Origin of the sequence: Streptomyces sp. LX-29 (genome assembly GCF_029541745.1) — a bacterium.
Taxonomy (GTDB): Bacteria; Actinomycetota; Actinomycetes; order Streptomycetales; family Streptomycetaceae; genus Streptomyces.
The window spans coordinates 2,847,421-2,865,277 of record NZ_CP089746.1; the positions used below are offsets into that span (position 1 = coordinate 2,847,421).

The window sequence follows — 17,857 nt, forward strand, 5'->3', positions numbered from 1 at the left end:
GGGGCTCGAATTGGTCCTTCTCCGGTTGGACGGTAGAATCGCTGAGTTGCTCGGCGAGGGAGGCCGTGGCGGTTGATCCGCTCGGCTGGTCCGTTATCGACGCGCTCTTCGTAGAGGTAGTGGTCTGTCGGGGTCGGGTGACGGCCACTGTTCCAGCTACTACGAGGAGTGCATCATGGCCGAGGTCAAGATCTCCGCTGAGCTGCGCAAGGAGTTCGGCAAGGGCGCTGCCCGCCGCATCCGTCGCGCCAACAACATCCCGGGTGTCATCTACGGTCACGGCTCCGAGCCGATCCACGTGACGATGCCGGGCCACGCGCTGTTCCTGGCGCTGAAGACCCCGAACGTTCTCATCGGCCTCGACATCGAGGGCAAGAACGAGCTCGTCATCCCCAAGGCCGTGCAGCGCGACCCGCTGAAGGGCTTCATCGAGCACGTTGACCTGCTGCTGGTCAAGCGCGGCGAGAAGGTCACCGTCGAGGTTCCGGTGCAGACCGAGGGCGAGCTGGCCCCGGGCGGCAACCTGCTGGAGCACGTCCTCAACGCGCTGCCGGTCGAGGCCGAGGCCACCCACATCCCGGAGTCGGTCACCGTCTCCATCGCGGGTCTGGACGCCGGTCACTCGATCCTCGCCAAGGACGTCGAGCTGCCGAACGGCACCGTCCTGGCCATCGAGGAGGACGCTGTCGTGCTGCAGGTCGTCGCCGCGCAGGCCGAGGCCCCGGTTGAGGGTGCCGCCGAGGCCGAGGGCGCCGAGGGCTGATCCCTCCCCTTGTGACACCGCTGGCTGCCGCCCCGCTCCGTTGGAGTGGGGCGGCAGTCGTGTATGCCTGGTAAAAACCCCCATCGAGAGGCAAGAGATGGACGACGCAGCGAGCCCCTGGCTCATCGTGGGACTCGGCAACCCGGGTCCCGAGTACGCCGGGAACCGGCACAACGTGGGCTTCATGGTGGCCGATCTGCTCGCCGAGCGCATGGGCGGCCGCTTCAAGGCGCACAAGTCGCGTGCGCAGGTGGTGGAGGGGCGGGTGGGTCCGCCGGGTCCGGCGGGCTGTCGGGTGGTGGTCGCCAAGCCGATGTCCTTCATGAACCTCTCGGGTGGGCCGACCACGGCGCTGCGCGACTTCTACAAGGTGCCGGTGGAGCGGGTGGTCGCGGTCCATGACGAGTTGGATGTCGACTACGGGGCGTTGCGGTTGAAGCTGGGTGGTGGCGACAACGGTCACAACGGTCTGAAGTCGATCACCAAGTCGATGGGGCGGGAGTACTACCGGGTGCGCTTCGGTATCGGGCGTCCGCCGGGGCGGATGGATGTGGCGGCGTTCGTGTTGAAGGACTTCTCCGCCGCGGAGCGGAAGGAGTTGGACTACCTGGTGGATCGGGCCGCGGACGCGGTGGAGGCGCTGGTGTTGGAGGGGCTGGAGCGGGCGCAGGGCACGTACAACTCCTGACGGACGTCGAGCAGACGGCAAAACTAGAACACCAGCATGGGAAGCTCACATTCACCGGATCGTTACCGCCGGTAATTGGGACGCTGTCTCCCTTTCTGGGGCACATGGGGCGCAAAGACCGTTGACGGTCTGCCGGGGGCACAGGAAAGTGGGCTGGCCCACCCCCCGACTTCCCCACGAGTCAATCCGGAGCTGGTATCCCATGCAGATCATCATCGCCGTCGCCGCCGCCATCGTCCTGGTGGGCGGCATCCTCATCGTCCGTCGGATGTCCCGCGGCTGAGACCGGCTCCCCCACGGCACTCCGCGTCGCCGGAAAAAACCCGTCCCCCGGCGGAGCCGCTCCCTGAGCGCGGCTCCGCCGGGGGACGTCGTGCGTCACCGGCCGCGGGTCAGCCGGTGTTGCGCAGCCCGGCCGCCACACCGTTGACGGTGAGCAGCAGCGCCCGGCCCAGCAGCGGGTCCGCCTCCTCGCCGCGCTCGCGGGCGACGCGCTGGCGGTGCAGCAGGGCGACCTGGAGGTAGGAGATGGGGTCCAGGTAGGCGTCGCGGACGTGGAAGGTCTGCTGGAGCACCGGGCTGGCGTCCAGCAGCTCGGCCTCGCCGGTGACCCGCAGCACCTCGCGCACGGTGAGCTCGTGCTCGGCCCGGATGGTGTCGAAGACGTGCTTCAGCTCGTCCGGCACCAGGGTGTCCACGTAGTGCTGGGCGATCCGCAGGTCCGTCTTGGCGAGCGTCATCTCGACGTTGGACAGGAAGTTGCGGAAGAAGTGCCAGTGCTGGTGCATCTCGTCCAGGACGGTGTCCAGGCCGGCCTCGCGGGCCGCCTTGAGCCCGGAGCCGACGCCGAACCAGCCGGGCACGATCTGCCGCGACTGGGTCCAGCCGAAGACCCAGGGGATGGCGCGGAGCCCGTCCAGCCCGGCGCCGGAGTCCGGGCGGCGGGAGGGCCGGGAGCCCAGGTGCAGGTCGGCGAGCTGGTCGACCGGGGTCGAGGCGAAGAAGTAGGCCGGCAGGTCGGGGTCGTCCACCAGTCGCCGGTACGCCGCGTGGGCGGCGTCCGAGACGGTGTCCATGGCCGCGTCCCAGCGGGCCAGGGCCTCCACGGACTGGCGCGGGGCGGTGTGCAGGGCCGAGGCCTGGAGGGTGGCGGCGACCGTCAGCTCCAGGTTCTCCCGGGCCAGCGAGGGCACCAGGTACTTGTCGGAGATGACCTCACCCTGCTCGGTCACCTTGATCTCGCCCTCCAGGGTGCCCCAGGGCTGGGCGAGGATCGCGTCGTGGGTGGGGCCGCCGCCGCGGCCGACGGTGCCGCCGCGGCCGTGGAAGAGCCGCAGCCGCACGCCGTGCCGGTGGGCGACGTCGCGCAGCAGCCGCTGGGCGCGGTGGATCTCCCACTGGCTGGTGGTGATGCCGCCGAACTTGGAGGAGTCGGAGTAGCCGAGCATGACCTCCTGGACGTCGCCGCGGAGGGCGACCAGCCGGCGGTAGGAGGGGTCGGAGAGCATCTCGTCGAGCAGCTGGTCGGCGATCCGCAGCTCGTCGGTGGTCTCCAGCAGCGGCACGATGCCGATCTTCGCCCAGCCGGCGTGCAGGTCGATCAGCCCGGCCTCGCGGGCCAGCACCGCGGCGGCGAAGACGTCGTCCGAGCCCTGGCACATGGAGATGATGTACGACTCCATGACCTCGGGGCCGAAGCGTTCGAACGCCTCGCGGATGGTGTGGAACACGCCGAGGGTCTTGGCGCCGGCGGCGTCCAGCGGGGCCGGGGTGGGGGCCAGCGGCCGGCGGGAGCGCAGTTCCTTGGCGAGCAGCTTGGCGCGGTACTCGCGGGGCATGTCCGCGTACCGCCAGGACTCCTCGCCGAGGCGGTCGAAGAGCTGGCCGAGGGCGTGGTGGTGGGCGTCGGCGTGCTCGCGCACGTCCATGGTGGCGAGCTGGAGGCCGAAGGTGCCCAGGGTGCGGATGGTGCGCTCCAGCTGTCCGTCGGCGATCAGCTGGCCGCGGTGGGCGCGCAGCGACTCCTGGATGAGCTGGAGGTCGGTGACGAGCTCGGCGGTGCCGAGGTAGTCGCGGCCCTCCTGGTGGGGGGTGCCGGCGGCGAGCCGCTCCCGGGTGTTGAGGAGCTTCTGCCGGACGCAGGTGGCCTTGAGGCGGTAGGGCTCTTCGGCGTTGAGGCGCTTGTAGCGGGGGCTGATCTCGGGCAGCAGTTCCAGGTCGCGCTGGAGGGAGGCGAGGAGCTCCTCGGTGGCGCCGCTGTTGCGGATGGAGTTGGAGAGCGCCTTGCGCAGGTCGTCGACGGCGTCGAGGGCGTCGGTGATGCCGTGCTCGTGCTGGAGGATCAGCACCTCCCAGGTCACCTCGGGGGTGACGTTGGGGTTGCCGTCGCGGTCGCCGCCGATCCAGGTGCCGAAGGTGAGGGGGCGGGTGCCGGTGGGGAGCGGGGCGCCGACCCGGTCCAGTTCGGCGATCAGGTCTTCGAGGACGTCGCCGACGGCGCCGGCGTGCAGCTCGTCCAGGTAGTAGATGGCGTTGCGCGCCTCGTCGGCGGGCTCGGGGCGGGCCACCCGCAGCTCGTCGGTCTGCCACAGCAGGTCGATGTTCTCGGCCAGGCGCAGTGCGGTGCGGCGGGTGTCGCCGTTTCCGGCGTGGGCGTCGAGCAGCTCGGCGACGCGGCGCAGCTTGTTCAGCACGCTGCGGCGGGCGGCCTCGGTGGGGTGGGCGGTGAAGACCGGGCGGACGTTGAGGCGCTCGACGGTCTGCCGCAGGTGCTCGGGGTCGGCTTCCTTGAGCTGGTCGGCGGTGCGGGCGAGGATCGAGCCCTCGGCGTCCCGCTTGGCGCGCAGCTCGCGGCCGCGGTGCACCTGCTCGGTGACGTTGGCCAGGTGGAAGTAGGTGGAGAAGGCCCGTACCAGCTTGGCGGCGGTGGGCAGGTCGGTGGAGCGCAGCAGTTCGGCCGCGGCTTCGCCGTCGCTGCGGGTCAGCGCGCGGACGCGCTCGACCAGTTCGAGGAGTTCGGGGCCCTCCTGGCGGACCAGCGTCTCTCCGAGAAGGTCTCCGAGACGGCGGATGTCGGCACGCAGGGCGGCATTGGTGTGGTCGGCACTGCTCACAGGTGTCGGCTCCTTGCGATGAATGAGCACGTCTGGCGGGGTGCGGACCGCGCTGTCCGACGCCACCCAGGATAGGCGGCGGACGGCGCGCTGGGTCTCCAGCCCTGTTGCCGCGCTTCCGCGCCCTGCCATACTTACGAAGCCGTAGGTTACGGATCCGTAGCCTCGGCCCGCAGAACCCCCGTCCCCCGAACCCCCGCGAGGGAACTCCATGACTGCAAGCCCCGACGTGGTCGAAGACGCGCCGAAGGCCCAGGAAACCCCGCTGTCCTCCGCCACCCTGGGCGGGGACAGCAAGCGGTCCATCGAGCAGATCACCCTGCTGCTCTTCATCACCGTGCCCTTCGTGGCCCTGCTCGCGGCGATCCCGCTGGCCTGGGGCTGGGGCGTCAGCTGGCTCGACCTCGGTCTGATGGTGGCGATGTACTACATCGGCTGCCATGGCATCACGATCGGCTTCCACCGCTACTTCACGCACGGTTCCTTCAAGGCCAAGCGCCCGTTGCGGATCGCGTTGGCGATCGCCGGTTCGCTGGCGGTGGAGGGGCCGCTGGTGCGGTGGGTCGCCGACCATCGCAAGCACCACAAGTTCTCCGACGCCGAGGGGGACCCGCACTCCCCGTGGCGGTACGGGGAGACGGTGCCGGCGCTGATGAAGGGCCTGTGGTGGGCGCACATCGGCTGGATGTTCGACCAGGAGCAGACTCCGCAGCAGAAGTACGCGCCGGATCTGGTCAAGGACGACGTCGTCCGGACGATCTCCCGCCAGTTCGTGCTGTGGACCACGGTCTCGCTGCTGATCCCGCCGCTGGTCGGCGGCCTGGTGACCTGGTCCTGGCAGGGCGCGCTGACCGCGTTCTTCTGGGGATCGCTCGTCCGGGTCGCGCTGCTGCACCATGTGACCTGGTCGATCAACTCGATCTGCCACGCGGTCGGCAAGCGCCCGTTCAAGTCGCGGGACCGCTCCGGCAACGTGTGGTGGCTGGCGGTGCTGTCCTGCGGCGAGTCCTGGCACAACCTGCACCACGCCGACCCGACCTCCGCCCGGCACGGGGTGCTCCGGGGCCAGCTGGACTCCAGCGCCCGGATCATCCGCTGGTTCGAGAAGGCCGGCTGGGCGTATGACGTGCGCTGGCCGAGCGAGTCGCGGATCGACGCCCGCCGCACGGAAGGTGCCCGAGGCAAGGAAGGCTCCGCGAAGGCGGCATGATTGACGACGTGGCGATCGACAGCAACACCAGCAACAACAAGAACCGGCCCACGGGCTCGGGCCGGCGCGCCCGCCGCGTCCGGATGACCGGCAAGGAGCGCCGGGAGCAGCTGCTGGACATCGGTCGCACGCTCTTCGCGCAGCGCGGCTTCGAGGGCACCTCGGTGGAGGAGATCGCGGCCAAGGCCGGGGTCTCCAAGCCGGTGGTGTACGAGCACTTCGGCGGTAAGGAGGGGCTGTACGCGGTGGTGGTCGACCGCGAGATGCGCCAGCTGCTGGACATGGTGACGGGCGCGCTGACCGCGGGCCATCCGCGTGAGCTGCTGGAGCAGGCCGCCTTCGCGCTGCTGGACTACATCGACCAGTACACCGACGGCTTCCGGATCCTGGTGCGGGACTCTCCGGTGGCCCAGTCCACGGGCACGTTCGCCTCGCTGATCAGCGATATCGCCACTCAGGTGGAGGACATCCTGGGCCTGGAGTTCAAGGCCCGGGGCTTCGACCCGAAGCTGGCCCCGCTGTACGCGCAGGCGCTGGTGGGCATGGTGGCGCTGACCGGTCAGTGGTGGCTGGACGTGCGCAAGCCCAAGAAGGCCGAGGTGGCGGCGCATCTGGTGAATCTGGCCTGGCACGGGCTGGACGGCCTGGAGCCGAAGCCGCGGCTGATAGGTCACCGCAAGAACTGACGGGAAGCAGCCGCCTGGCTGGGGCCCGCCCCGGGCGCGGGGCGGGCCCCAGCGCGTATGCCGGTCATCCCGCGTCCGCGGGGCTGTCGTACGCGCTCAGCCTGCGGGCGTTGACGAAGATCCGCCGGTGGGGGAACGGCGTCCCGTAGGGCCCGGGCGGATAGGCCTTGCGCAGCAGGTCCCGGTACTGGGCGAGGAACTCCTCGGATGCCTCCGGGTCGTCGTGCAGTTCGGTCAGCACGGGCCGCAGGGCCGTGCCCTTGACCCATTCGAGCACCGGGTCCGGGCCGTCCAGCATCGGCACGTAGACGGTCTCCCAGGCGTCCACGGCGCAGCCGAGGCCGGTGAGCCGCTCCAGGTAGTCGACCGGGTCCAGGATGTGGATGAAGCGGCGTCCGAAGCCCTCCAGGCGCTCTCGCCACTGCGGGGCGTCGCAGAGCTCGCCCAGCAGGGCGTGGCTGGGCGAGGTGAAGTTGCCGGGCACCTGGAAGGCGAGGGTGCCGCCCGGGGCGAGGGAGTCGACCCAGCGTTCGAAGGAGCGGGCGTGGTTGGGCACCCACTGGAGTGCCGCGCTGGAGACGATCAGGTCGTAGGTCTCGCCGGGCTCCCAGTCGGCGGCGTCGGCGGACCGGAAGTCGAGGTGGCCGCCGCCGGGGGTCTCGCCGGCGTGGCGCCGGGCCTCCGCGAGCATCTCGGCGGAGTTGTCGTAGCCGGTGATGTGCGCGGTCGGCCAGCGGTCGGCGAGCAGCGCGGTGACGTTTCCGGGGCCGCACCCGAGGTCGGCGATCCGGATGGGGCGCCCCGAGGCGGCCGGCGGCTCCGCGATGCGGGCGAGCAGGTCGAGGAAGGGACGCGTCCTCAGGCTGGCGTGCCGGAGGTACTGCCGCGGATCCCAGGTTGGAGCGACGTGCATGTTCGAGCCCCCTAGCAGGAACGGATGACGCTGAAGCGGAACGGTCCGCTTACCCGCCATTCGATGCCCAGCCGCCCCGCAGAGTATCTCTTGACGTCAAGAGACTTCATGTCGACAGACCAACTACACTGATCGCCATGGAGGACGAGGTCGATCGGCTGGTCGCGGCGTGGCGCCGGGAGCGCCCTGACCTCGACGTGGAACCGTTGGAGGTGCTCAGCCGGGTGAGCAGGCTGGCCCGCCACCTCGACCGGGCGCGCCGGCTGGCCTTCGCCGAGCACCAGCTGGAGCCGTGGGAGTTCGACGTCCTGACCTCGCTGCGCCGGGCGGGCGCCCCGTACCAGCTCTCACCTGGGCAGTTGCTCACGCAGACGCTGGTGACCTCGGGGACCATGACCAATCGCATCGACAGATTGGCCAAGAAGGGCCTTGTCGAGCGGCTGCCCGACCCCAGCGATCGTCGCGGGGTGCTGGTGCGGCTCACCCGGGAGGGGCGGGACCGGGCGGACCAGGCCCTGGCCGGGCTGCTCGCCCAGGAGCGGGCGATCCTCGCCGAGCTCTCCCGTCAGCAGCGGGGCGAACTGGCCGGGCTGCTACGCCAGCTGACCGCCCCGTTCGACAACATCCCCAGCTAGGTCGACGGGGCCCACGCCCGCCCGGCGGGCCAGCGCGACGGCCGCCAGGGTGGAGTGCACCCCGAGCTTGCCCAGCACGTTCTGCATGTGCGTGCGGACGGTGTGCGGGGAGAGGAAGAGCCGCTCGGCGACCGCCTTGCGGCCCAGCCCCGCCACCATGCAGCGCAGCACCTCGCGCTCGCGCGGGGTCAGCGACTCCACCAGCCGCTCGCTCTCGGTGCGGTGTTTGCGGGCGGCGGTCAGCTCCCGGAGCACGCCGGTGAGCAGCGCCGGCGGCAGATGCGTCTCGTCCCGCAGCACTCCGCGGATGACCGCGAGCAGCCGGGACAGCGAGCAGTCCTTGGCGACCCAGCCGGAGGACCCGGCCTGCAGCGCCGCGGCCGCGCGGCGCGGGTCGTCGCGCTCGGCGAGCACCACGGTGCGGACGGCGGGGTGCGCGGTGCGCACGGCGCCGACCAGGGAGATCCCGTCCACGCCCGGCCGGCCGCCGACCGCCCGGCCGTTGGTCCCCGCCGGGCCGGCGTCGCCCGCCATGGACGCGGCCGCGTACGCGGGCTGCGCGAGGTCGGCGGTCGCGGTGCCCAGGTCGGAGTCGACCAGCATCACGTCGAAGCGGCGCCCCTCGGTCGCCCCGCGCTCCAGGCAGCGCAGCGCCGCCGGCCCGCTGCCCGCCGCCGCCACGTCCACGTCCTGCTCCGCGGCCAGGGCAGCGGCCAGCGACTCGGCGAAGATTCGGTGATCGTCCACTACGAGAACCCGGATGCGTGCCACAGCCCCACCCCCCATGTCGCCGGATGCGATGAGCCAGTGCGGGTACGGCGCCCGGTGCCGGATCGCTCGACCACACGGCCGCCGCCGTGCGGTGATCGCCACCCCACCCCGGGCGTCGTACCTGCCTGTCTCGCCCCCTGATGAGCGTCGGCCCCCACCGACGCCTAGCTCAGCGTACGGCTGGGATCCGACATCGGAGGCGAAACCGCAAAACTGCCTGGCGCCCCCGTTCACGATGGGGTGAGTGTTCCGCAAAGTGGCGGAAGTCAACCGCCAATGACGAAAAATGATCGCCCCAATGCGAGCTCGCCGCCGGCCACCGCAGGCGCATCGCAGATCATCACCCCGCCCCGCGGCGGTCTCGCTCAGGCCAACCGTCGCGCCCCCGGCGAGGGCAGCGTCGGGAAGACTCGCGGGGCCCGGTAGCCGGCGGCGGCGAAGGCGTCCCGCACCACCTGGCCGATCCGCTCCGCGTCCGCCTCCGTGACCAGCACGATCGCCGAACCGCCGAAGCCGGCTCCGGTCATCCGGGCGCCCAGCGCGCCCGCCGCGTTGGCCGACTCGACCACCAGGTCCAGCTCCGGGCAGGAGACCTCGAAGTCGTCGCGGCAGGAGGCGTGGCCCGCGGTCAGCAGCGGGCCGACGGCGCGGACCTCGCCAACGTCCAGCAGCGCGACCGCCTCCTCCACCCGTCGGTTCTCGGTCACCACATGGCGGACACGGCGCCGCAGTCTGTCGTCCTCGCCCAGGTCCGCGAGGGCCGATTTCAGTTGCACGTAGGGGATGTCACGCAGGGCACGCACCCCGAGCGCCCGCGCGGCCGTCTCACAGGAGGCGCGCCGATTCGCGTACGCGCCGTCTGCCAGCTCGTGTCTGACCCGGGTGTCGACCACCAGAAGACGCAGTCCCTGGGCCGCCAAATCGAACGGTACTTGCCGCCGGGTCAGCAAGCGGGTGTCCAGGAAGAGCGCGTGCCCCTCGGTGCAGCAGGCGGACGCGGTCTGGTCCATGATCCCGCAGGGGACGCCCACGAACGCGTTCTCCGCCCGCTGGCACAGCCGGGCCAGGCGCTGCGGCGCGAGCCCCAGCTCGTACAGGTCGTTGAGCGCGGCCGCGGTCGCCACCTCCAGCGCGGCCGACGAGGACAGCCCCGCCCCCGTCGGCACCGTGCTGTCGAGGTGCAGGTCCGCGCCGCCCACGGCCAGGCCGGCCTCCCGCATCGCCCAGGCCACCCCCGCCGGGTAGGTCGCCCAACGGGCCGCCGCCCCGCGCGGCGCGGCGGTCGGCGCCAGCTCCGCGATCCGCAGCTCGATCACGCCGGCCTCGGGCACGCCCCCGGAGTGCAGCCGCAGGCGCCCGTCGGCGCGCGGCGCGGCCGCGGCCAGCGTGGTGTGCGGCAGCGCCAGCGGCATCACGAAGCCGTCGTTGTAGTCGGTGTGTTCGCCGATCAGGTTGACCCGGCCCGGCGCCGCCCACACCCCGGCCGGCGGGCCGCCGTAGACCGCCGCGAAGGCCGCGGCCGTGCGCTCCGGACCGTGGCCGGCGCCGTACGGATCGCTCATGCGCTCTCACCGCGCCGGGCGAACTCCCAGGCGTCCGCGACGATGCCGGCGAGGTCCGCGCGGCGCGGGCGCCAGCCGAGGCGGTCCCGGGCGCGCTCGGCGGAGGCGACCAGGACGGCCGGGTCGCCGCCGCGGCGGGGCGCGACGACCTCGGGGACGGGGTGGCCGGTGACCCGGCGCACGGTCTCGACGACCTCGCGCACCGAGAAGCCGTTGCCGTTGCCGAGGTTGCAGATCAGGTGCTCGCCGGGGCTCACCCGGCGGTCCGCGGCGCCCTCGCGGGCCGCGTCCAGCGCCAGCAGATGGGCGTCGGCGAGGTCGGCGACGTGGATGTAGTCGCGGACGCAGGTGCCGTCGGGGGTCGGGTAGTCGTCGCCGAAGACGGAGATCGCCTCCCGGCGGCCCTGGGCCACCTGGAGGACGAGCGGGATCAGGTGCGACTCCGGGTCGTGACGCTCGCCGTAGACGACGCCGTCGGCCGCGCGGTAGGCACCGGCCACGTTGAAGTAGCGCAGCGACACCGCGGCCAGGCCGTGGGCCGCGCACTCGCCGCTGATCATGTGGTCGACGGCGAGCTTGGTGGCGCCGTACGGGTTGGTCGGCGCGGTCGCGGCGTCCTCGGTGATGGGGGTGGTGGCGGGCTCGCCGTAGGTCGCGGCCGTGGAGGAGAAGACCAGGGTGCGCACGTCCGCGTCACGCATCGCGGCGAGCAGCGCGGCGGTGCCGCCGACGTTGTTGAGCCAGTACTTCTCGGGGTCCACGACCGACTCCCCGACCTGGGAGAAGGCGGCGAAGTGCAGCACCGCGGCGTAGGAGCGGTCCAGCCACTTGGCGACGTCCTGGACGCGCCCCTCGACGAACTCGGCGCCCGCGGGCACGCCGGCCCGGTGTCCGGTGGAGAGGTCGTCGACCACGGTGACCTGGTGGCCCGCCTCCAGCAGATGCGCGGCGACGACGCTGCCCACATAGCCCGCGCCGCCCGTCACCAGGTACTTGTTGGTCATGTGCTCGCTACCTCTCGCAGTCGCTGCGCCGCGGCCTCCGGCGGCACGTCGTTGATGAACACACTCATGCCGGATTCGGAACCAGCGAGGAACTTGAGCTTGCCGGCAGTGCGGCGAACGGTGAAGAGCTCGAGGTGGAGCGCGAACCGGTCGCGGTCGGCCGCCCGGAACGGCGCCTGGTGCCAGCCGGCGACGTACGGCGTAGGGGGCTCGGCGTCGCCGAAGATCCGGTCGAACCGCCTGAGGAGTTCCAGGTACACCGCCGGGAACTCCGCGCGGGCCGCCTCGTCCAGCGCCCGCAGGTCCGGCACCCGGCTCTTCGGGTAGAGATGCACCTCGTACGGCCAGTGCGCGGCATACGGCACGAAGGCCAGCCAGTGCTCGCCGTCGAGGACGATCCGTCGGCCGTCCGCCCGCTCGTCGGCCAGCACGTCGTCGAAGAGGTTGCGCCCGCCGGTGCGCTCGCGGTGCGCGGCGAGTGAGCGCAGCATCGCCTCGGTGCGGGGGGTGGCGAAGGGATAGCCGTAGATCTGGCCGTGCGGATGGCCGAGGGTCACGCCGATCTCCGCGCCCCGGTTCTCGAAGCAGAAGACCTGCTCGATCGCCGGGAGTTGGGCCAGTTCGGCGGTGCGGTCGGTCCAGGCCGCGAGCACCAGCGCGGCCTGGCGCGGGGTGAGGTCGGCGAAGGAGGCGTCGTGCTCGGCGGTGAAGCAGACCACCTCGCACCGCCCGCCGTCGCCGACCAGCGACGGGAAGCGGTTCTCGAAGACGACGACCTCGTAGTCGGCGGCCGGGATCTCGCTGGGGCGGCCCGGGCGGGACGGGCACAGCGGGCACTGGTCGGCGGGCGGGTGGTAGGTGCGGCCCTGGCGGTGCGAGGCGATCGCCACCCGGTCGCCGAGCAGCGGGTCGAGGCGGATCTCGGAGGTGGTCGCGGTGGGTTCGAGCGGCCGCCGGTCGACGGCGTCGCGCACCGCGTCGCGGCGTGAGTCGTAGTAGATCAACTCACGCCCGTCCGCCAGCCGGACCGCCGTCTTCTGCACCGGGGCTCCTCGCCACTCCCTCAACTACTCAACACAAACAAACACAATGAACCACGACTCAACAGCGGCGTCAATGCGCCCTCGATTCCCGGACATACCGAGATGATTCGGCTACGTTCATCACGATCCAACAAAGAGACTCAACATAACTGTTCAGAAACTGAACAGAGAAGCGTACGTTCCTGTGCGTTCCCGTGCTGGCAGCGGACTCGAAAAGAGTGATTCGATGCAGTACTTGGCTGACGGGCTGCGACTCCCCACCAACGGGCTCGACTACACGATCCTGGGCATCTACTTCGTCGTCGTCCTGGGCATCGGCTACTTCGCCCGGCGCAGCGTCAAGACCAGCCTGGACTTCTTCCTCTCCGGGAGGTCGCTGCCGGCCTGGGTCACCGGCCTGGCCTTCGTCGCCGCCAATCTCGGCGCCACCGAGATCCTCGGCATGGCCGCCAACGGCGCGCAGTACGGCGCCTACACCGTGCACTGGTACTGGATCGGCGCCATCCCCGCCATGGTCTTCCTGGGCCTGGTGATGATGCCCTTCTACTACGGCTCCAAGGTCAGGTCCGTCCCCGAGTTCCTGCTGCACCGCTTCGGGCCGTCCTCGCACCTGCTCAGCTCCCTGATCTTCGCCGTCTCCTCGGTGCTGATCGCCGGCGTCAACCTCTACGCGATGGCGATCGTGCTGGAGGCGCTGATCGGCTGGCCCCAGTGGGTCGCGATCGTGGTCGCCGGCTTCTTCGTGCTCGCCTACATCACGCTCGGCGGCCTGTCCTCCGCCATCTACAACGAGGTACTGCAGTTCTTCGTCATCCTCGCCGCGCTGATCCCGCTGACCGTCGTCGGTCTCAAGCGGGTCGGCGGCTGGGACGGACTGTCGGACACCCTCACCGGCAGCCACGGCGACGACTTCCTGTCCGCCTGGGGCGGCACCGGCATCGGCGAACCCAACCCGCTGGGCGCCAACTGGCTGACCATCGTGCTCGGCCTCGGCTTCGTGATGAGCTTCGGCTACTGGACCACCAACTTCGCCGAGGTGCAGCGCGCCCTGTCGGCGCGCAACCTGTCGGCCGCCCAGCGCACCCCGCTGATCGCCGCCTACCCCAAGATCCTCATCCCCATGGTGGTGGTCGTCCCCGGGCTGATCGCCCTGGCCATGGAGCCGACGCTGGGCAAGGAGGGCAGCGACCTCCAGTACAACGACGCCATTCCGCTGCTCATGCGCGACCTGCTCCCCAACGGCGTCCTGGGCATCGCGGTCACCGGCCTGCTCGCCGCGTTCATGGCCGGCATGGCGGCCAACGTCTCGTCCTTCAACACCGTCTTCACCAACGACATCTGGGCCGCGTACGTGGTCAAGGGGCGGGAGGACCGCTACTACCTGGCGACCGGCCGGGTGGTGACCGCGATCGGCGTGCTGATGGGCATGGGCACGGCCTTCATCGCCTCGTCCTTCAGCAACATCATGAACTATCTGCAGACGCTGTTCTCGTTCTTCAACGTGCCGCTGTTCTGCGTCTTCATCATCGGCATGTTCTGGAAGCGGTCGACGGCCGCGGCCGGCTTCTGGGGGCTGCTGTCCGGCACGGTCGCCGCGATGGTCAACTACTTCTGGTTCTACAAGCAGGGCGTCGTGGACATCCCCAGCGACCAGGGCGCCAACTTCGTCTCCTCGATCGTGGCCTTCGTGGTCGGCGGCGTGGTGATGGTGGCGGTCTCGGCGTTCACCCGACCCAAGCCGATCGAGCAGCTGGCGGGCCTGGTCTACGGCACCCGCTCCCCCGGCATGGCCGAGCCGCCGGCCGCCGGCGACGACGCCTGGTACCGCAAGCCGGCGCTGCTGGGCTGGGGCGCGATCGTCCTGGCGGCCGCCTGCTACATCCCGTTCTCCATCTGACGCTTCTCCCCCGGACGCCGAGGTGTACCCATCATGAGCGAGTACGAGTACCAGCACGACGTCGAGGAACTGGAGCGCAAGTCGGCCACCGCGGCCCGCCTCTTCGACATCCGCCGCATCATCGGCGGTCTCTTCGTCGTCTACGGCATCATCGTCACCATCGCCGGCCTCACCGCCTCCGACGCGGACCTGAAGAAGGCCCAGGACATCAACATCAACCTCTGGACGGGCATCGGCATGCTCGCCCTCGGCACGTTCTTCCTGGTCTGGGCGTGGCTCCGGCCGGTCGTCCACGCCCCGCCCCTCCCGGAGCCGGAGGAGACCCCGGACACCCCCGCGGAGTGATCAGGGGCACCTCTCCCGCCGCGACGGCGCGGACCCCCGACGACCGGCGCGGCGGCGCCGAACCCACCGCCACCGCCGGAACACACGCCGCGGCCGAGGCCGACCGGAGGGGGAACGCCTACCGCACCGCGCGCCCCGCACCCGAGGTGCCGCCCACGCCTCCGGCCCGGTCGAGGAGTCCCGTGCGGGCCGCCAGCGCGGCGGCCTCCAGTCGGGAGCCGACGCCGAGCTTCATCAGAACGCGCTGGACATGGGTGCGGGCGGTGCTGGGCGCGATGCCCATGCCGGCGGCGATGAGGCGGGTGTCCTCGCCCTCGGCGACCCGCACCAGCACCTCGACCTCGCGCGGCGTGAGCATCTGGAGCAGCCGGGCGCCCTCGTCGTCCGGCTGCGCGGCCGGATTGAGCAGCTCCGTGAAGGCGCCCTGGAGCAGTTGCGGGGCCACCGCCGCCTCGCCCGCCCTCGCCTTGACCATGGCCCGCTCCACGCCGTCGATGCGCTCGTCGTGCCGCACATAGCCGGAGGCGCCGGCGGCGAAGGCGGCGGCGATACCGCGCGGGCTCGGGACCGGCCCGAGCACCACCACCGCGACCTGCGGCCGCTCCCGTTTGATCCGCACCACCGGTTCGAAGGCACCGGGTTCGGCCGGTGTCGACGTGCCCAGCAGGCACACCTCCGGCGCCCGGCTGACCACCAGTTCGGCGGCCCCGGCGCTCGGCGCCGCCGCCGCGAGCACCCGGTGCCCGCGCAGCTTCAGCGCCGAGGCGAGCGCCTCAGCGAGCAGCCGGTGGTCGTCGACCACCATGAGTCGCACACCCATGAGCTCCCCCCCATTCGCCCAGGGAGACGAGTCCCCGGGCCCTTGTGGCCCCCTTGCTCTGCCGTTCGCGCTAACGATAACGACCCCGCATCGTCACAGCCCGTGAGCCCTTTGTTCCGGGAAGCTACACGGTTGTTCGACCTCGCGCGCCCCTTACCGGGAAGAAGCCCCCCGGAATGCCGAAATCCCGGCCAATGGCGCCTACTTGACATCACGTCAGCGTCCGAAAGGGATCGTTCCGCTACCGTCGAGCGACCCCTTTATACGGCAGCGGCCCCGCCGGCACAGCAGTGCGGGCGGGGCCACGGCGATCACGGCCGGCGGCGCGAGATCAGCTGGAGGCGCCGAAGACCATGGCGAGCGGGTCGTCCTTGTCGTACTTGCTGGACGGCTTGTCCGCGTAGACGGCCCCCAGATACAGACGACCGTTCCCGTAGACCACCCATTCGTGGTTCGGGGCGAAGTCACCCTCCAGCTCGGCGCTGGCATCGGGGTTGCGCAGCAGCTGCGTCTTCTCGTACTTCGTCGGGTGGATCCGCCAGACGCCGCCGCCCTTGGAGTAGCTGCTCTCCTGGTAGACGATGACGTAGCCGTCCTTGTCCAGGCCCAGCGGCACCAGGGTGGCCTCCGCGACGCCGTCGGCCTTGCCGACCGCCTTGCCCGTCTTCAGGCTGAAGGCGACGATCTCGTTCTGCGCCCCGGAGTTGGAGCTGGGGCGCTCCTCCGTGGCCATGAACAGCGCGTCGGCCTCCTTGCTGACGGCGAGCTGGCCGCAGCCCTCCACGTTGACCGACTCGCACTGGGCGGTGTACTGGCCGTTCAGCGTGGCGATCTTGCTGCGCAGCTTGCCGGCCTTCGCGCTGTCGTCGATGACGAGGAAGTCGGAGACCGCCGCGCCCGTGGAGTCACCGGCGTCGAAGCCGATGATCAGCGGGTCGGTGGAGGCGACGTGGACGTACTCGATGCCCGACGGCACCGTGTAGGAGGACTTCACCGAACCGGAGGTCGGGTCGACGGTCTGCACCTCGATGCGCGGGTTGCTGTACTCGCCGCACTGGTGGACCGCGACCAGCTTGTCACTGCCGCCGGCGTAGCCCTGGTCGGCGCAGTCGTCGCCCTCCGTGGGCTTCCACAGCTCCTTGCCGGCCAGCGACCAGGCGGCGCCACCGCGGGATCCGCCCGCGGCGACGGTGCCGCCGCCGATGGTCACCTCGTCGAAGCGGACGCGGTCACCGCTCTCGGCGATGTGCTTCTGCCACACCATCTTGCCGGCGTCGAGGTCGATGAGGCCGACCTCGGAGCAGCTCGCGTAGTCGTCCTTGTTCTTGGGCTTGTGGTCCTCGAAGAGCACGGCGGTCTTGCCGTCCTCGGTGACATGGGCCGAGGACCAGCAGATCTCGCCGTCCAGCGGGATCTTCCACTTGCTGCTGCGGCCGTCCGGCGAGAAGCCGAGGATCTCGTTGACGCCGGCCTTGGCGAAGACCTTGTCGGTCGCCCAGACGCCGGGGACGTTGAACAGGTCCTTGACCTTGGGCATGGGCACCTTGGCGAGCAGCTCGGCGTCGACCGTCTCCCCGGCGGGGACGTCCTTGAAGGGGTCCTTGCCGCCGTTCTGGCCGCCCTCGCCGCCCTCGGTCCCACCCTCGCTGCCGCTCGCGGTGGGGCCGGGCTTGGGCTTGGGCTCGGGGTCGTCCTTGGTGGCGAAGAATATGCCGACGCCGGCGGCGAGCGCGACCGCGACCACCGCGCTGACGATGACCATCATCCGCTGCTTGGACTTGCCGCTCCCGCCCGGGGTGCCGGGCACCGCGGGATAGCCGCCGGAGGGGTACGCGCCCGGGGGCGCGGCCTGCGGCGGATAGCCGTACTGCTGCTGTCCACCGGTGGCGAACGGGGAGGGCATGCCCACCTGGGTGGGCTGTGCGTGCACCGGCTGGCCCGGGATGCCCGGCGGCGGCGTCTGCGGCGCCGACGCGGGCGCCTGCGGGTAGCCGTAACCACCGGCGTTCTGCGGCGGCGTCTGGGGCGGCTGCCCCGGGAAGCCGCCCGGCGGCGGGGTCTGCGGCGCCGACGGGGGAGCCAGCGGGTAGCCGTAGCCGCCCGCGTTCTGCGGCGGCGTCTGCGGCGGCTGACCCGGCGCCTGAGCGGGGGCCTGCGGCGGATAGCCGTAACCGCCCGCGTTCTGCGGCGGGGTCTGCGGCGGCTGACCCGGCGCCTGGCCGGGGGCCTGCGGCGGGTACCCGTAGCCGCCCGCGTTCTGCGGGGGCTGGCCGGGCGGAGGGGTCTGCGGTGCGCCGAAGCCGCCCCCGGGCGAGCCAGGGGGAGGCTGGTTGGGCGGCTGGGGCGGCTGTGACATCGGGTATTTCCTTCTCGCGCGGGCTCAGCGGCCGATCGGTCTCCCCCGCGA

At 71.3% G+C, this 17,857-nt stretch carries 15 protein-coding genes; 7 read left to right on the top strand and 8 right to left on the bottom strand.

Features of this window, described 5'->3' with window-relative positions; all coding sequences use genetic code 11:
• Window positions 1-175: 175 nt before the first annotated feature.
• Together LRS74_RS12115 and pth are read left to right on the top strand one after the other, a co-directional pair.
• Window positions 176-763 carry a 50S ribosomal protein L25/general stress protein Ctc gene (locus tag LRS74_RS12115; RefSeq protein WP_277741017.1) on the top strand — a complete coding sequence of 196 codons (588 nt, stop codon included), beginning with the start codon at window positions 176-178 and terminating at the stop codon, window positions 761-763.
• A 97-nt stretch (window positions 764-860) separates the two neighbouring features.
• Window positions 861-1,451 (top strand): aminoacyl-tRNA hydrolase, encoded by a 591-nt coding sequence (gene pth / locus LRS74_RS12120; RefSeq protein ID WP_277741018.1) that lies wholly within the window; start codon window positions 861-863, stop codon window positions 1,449-1,451.
• Window positions 1,452-1,843: 392 nt separating this feature from the next.
• Here the strand turns inward: pth and ppc are convergent, their stop codons facing one another.
• Window positions 1,844-4,564, bottom strand: coding sequence for a phosphoenolpyruvate carboxylase (gene ppc, locus LRS74_RS12125; RefSeq protein WP_277741019.1), 2,721 nt, complete (start codon window positions 4,562-4,564; stop codon window positions 1,844-1,846).
• Between the two features lie 211 nt (window positions 4,565-4,775).
• Here ppc and LRS74_RS12130 point away from each other — a divergent pair, with 211 nt between their 5' ends.
• Both LRS74_RS12130 and LRS74_RS12135 read left to right on the top strand, forming a co-directional pair.
• Entirely contained in the window at window positions 4,776-5,774 is a 999-nt protein-coding gene (locus tag LRS74_RS12130) for a fatty acid desaturase (RefSeq protein ID WP_277741020.1), read from the top strand.
• On the top strand, window positions 5,771-6,460 hold the full coding sequence (locus tag LRS74_RS12135) for a TetR/AcrR family transcriptional regulator (RefSeq protein WP_277741021.1): 690 nt from the start codon (window positions 5,771-5,773) through the stop codon (window positions 6,458-6,460). The genes LRS74_RS12130 and LRS74_RS12135 overlap by 4 nt, the downstream gene beginning before the upstream one ends.
• Before the next feature lie 64 nt (window positions 6,461-6,524).
• Here LRS74_RS12135 and LRS74_RS12140 read toward each other — a convergent pair whose 3' ends face one another.
• Complete coding sequence (locus tag LRS74_RS12140; RefSeq protein ID WP_277741022.1) at window positions 6,525-7,373, bottom strand: trans-aconitate 2-methyltransferase; 849 nt, start codon at window positions 7,371-7,373, stop codon at window positions 6,525-6,527.
• A 137-nt stretch (window positions 7,374-7,510) separates the two neighbouring features.
• On the opposite strand from LRS74_RS12140, the gene LRS74_RS12145 reads away from it, so the two are divergent.
• The gene (locus tag LRS74_RS12145) at window positions 7,511-8,008 is read left to right on the top strand and encodes a MarR family transcriptional regulator (protein WP_277741023.1); all 498 of its coding nucleotides are present in this window, start codon (window positions 7,511-7,513) and stop codon (window positions 8,006-8,008) included.
• On the opposite strand, the gene LRS74_RS12150 is transcribed toward LRS74_RS12145, so the two are convergent.
• The 4 genes from LRS74_RS12150 to galT all read right to left on the bottom strand — a co-directional run bounded on the left by LRS74_RS12150 (window position 7,967) and on the right by galT (window position 12,388).
• Complete coding sequence (locus LRS74_RS12150) at window positions 7,967-8,779, bottom strand: response regulator transcription factor (RefSeq protein WP_277741024.1); 813 nt, start codon at window positions 8,777-8,779, stop codon at window positions 7,967-7,969. The two genes, LRS74_RS12145 and LRS74_RS12150, sit on opposite strands and share 42 nt — an antisense overlap.
• Before the next feature lie 365 nt (window positions 8,780-9,144).
• Window positions 9,145-10,341, bottom strand: a complete 1,197-nt coding sequence (galK, locus tag LRS74_RS12155; protein WP_277741025.1) for a galactokinase — start codon at window positions 10,339-10,341, stop codon at window positions 9,145-9,147.
• Window positions 10,338-11,345, bottom strand: a complete 1,008-nt coding sequence (galE, locus tag LRS74_RS12160) for a UDP-glucose 4-epimerase GalE (protein ID WP_277741026.1) — start codon at window positions 11,343-11,345, stop codon at window positions 10,338-10,340. The genes galK and galE overlap by 4 nt, the downstream gene beginning before the upstream one ends.
• Window positions 11,342-12,388: a galactose-1-phosphate uridylyltransferase gene (gene galT, locus LRS74_RS12165; RefSeq protein ID WP_277741027.1), complete on the bottom strand. Its 1,047-nt coding sequence runs from the start codon at window positions 12,386-12,388 to the stop codon at window positions 11,342-11,344. Before galT ends, galE begins: the two co-directional genes overlap by 4 nt.
• A 226-nt stretch (window positions 12,389-12,614) precedes the next feature.
• On the opposite strand from galT, the gene LRS74_RS12170 reads away from it, so the two are divergent.
• Entirely contained in the window at window positions 12,615-14,285 is a 1,671-nt protein-coding gene (locus LRS74_RS12170) for a sodium:solute symporter family protein (RefSeq protein WP_277741028.1), read from the top strand.
• Between the two features lie 33 nt (window positions 14,286-14,318).
• Complete coding sequence (locus LRS74_RS12175) at window positions 14,319-14,630, top strand: hypothetical protein (RefSeq protein ID WP_277741029.1); 312 nt, start codon at window positions 14,319-14,321, stop codon at window positions 14,628-14,630.
• 118 nt (window positions 14,631-14,748) lie between these two features.
• Here LRS74_RS12175 and LRS74_RS12180 read toward each other — a convergent pair whose 3' ends face one another.
• Window positions 14,749-15,450 carry a LuxR C-terminal-related transcriptional regulator gene (locus LRS74_RS12180; protein WP_277741030.1) on the bottom strand — a complete coding sequence of 234 codons (702 nt, stop codon included), beginning with the start codon at window positions 15,448-15,450 and terminating at the stop codon, window positions 14,749-14,751.
• 331 nt (window positions 15,451-15,781) lie between these two features.
• The gene (locus tag LRS74_RS12185) at window positions 15,782-17,806 is read right to left on the bottom strand and encodes a hypothetical protein (protein WP_277741031.1); all 2,025 of its coding nucleotides are present in this window, start codon (window positions 17,804-17,806) and stop codon (window positions 15,782-15,784) included.
• Between the last annotated feature and the right edge of the window lie 51 nt (window positions 17,807-17,857).

What these genes read in the sequence shown, in the direction of transcription:
- LRS74_RS12115 (WP_277741017.1), top strand. Translation starts at nt 176, where the DNA reads ATGGCCGAGGTCAAGATCTCCGCTGAGCTGCGCAAGGAGTTCGGCAAG.
- pth (WP_277741018.1), top strand. Translation starts at nt 861, where the DNA reads ATGGACGACGCAGCGAGCCCCTGGCTCATCGTGGGACTCGGCAACCCG.
- LRS74_RS12130 (WP_277741020.1), top strand. Translation starts at nt 4,776, where the DNA reads ATGACTGCAAGCCCCGACGTGGTCGAAGACGCGCCGAAGGCCCAGGAA.
- LRS74_RS12135 (WP_277741021.1), top strand. Translation starts at nt 5,771, where the DNA reads ATGATTGACGACGTGGCGATCGACAGCAACACCAGCAACAACAAGAAC.
- LRS74_RS12140 (WP_277741022.1), bottom strand. Translation starts at nt 7,373, where the DNA reads ATGCACGTCGCTCCAACCTGGGATCCGCGGCAGTACCTCCGGCACGCC.
- LRS74_RS12145 (WP_277741023.1), top strand. Translation starts at nt 7,511, where the DNA reads ATGGAGGACGAGGTCGATCGGCTGGTCGCGGCGTGGCGCCGGGAGCGC.
- galK (WP_277741025.1), bottom strand. Translation starts at nt 10,341, where the DNA reads ATGAGCGATCCGTACGGCGCCGGCCACGGTCCGGAGCGCACGGCCGCG.
- galE (WP_277741026.1), bottom strand. Translation starts at nt 11,345, where the DNA reads ATGACCAACAAGTACCTGGTGACGGGCGGCGCGGGCTATGTGGGCAGC.
- LRS74_RS12170 (WP_277741028.1), top strand. Translation starts at nt 12,615, where the DNA reads ATGCAGTACTTGGCTGACGGGCTGCGACTCCCCACCAACGGGCTCGAC.
- LRS74_RS12175 (WP_277741029.1), top strand. Translation starts at nt 14,319, where the DNA reads ATGAGCGAGTACGAGTACCAGCACGACGTCGAGGAACTGGAGCGCAAG.
- LRS74_RS12180 (WP_277741030.1), bottom strand. Translation starts at nt 15,450, where the DNA reads ATGGGTGTGCGACTCATGGTGGTCGACGACCACCGGCTGCTCGCTGAG.
- LRS74_RS12185 (WP_277741031.1), bottom strand. Translation starts at nt 17,806, where the DNA reads ATGTCACAGCCGCCCCAGCCGCCCAACCAGCCTCCCCCTGGCTCGCCC.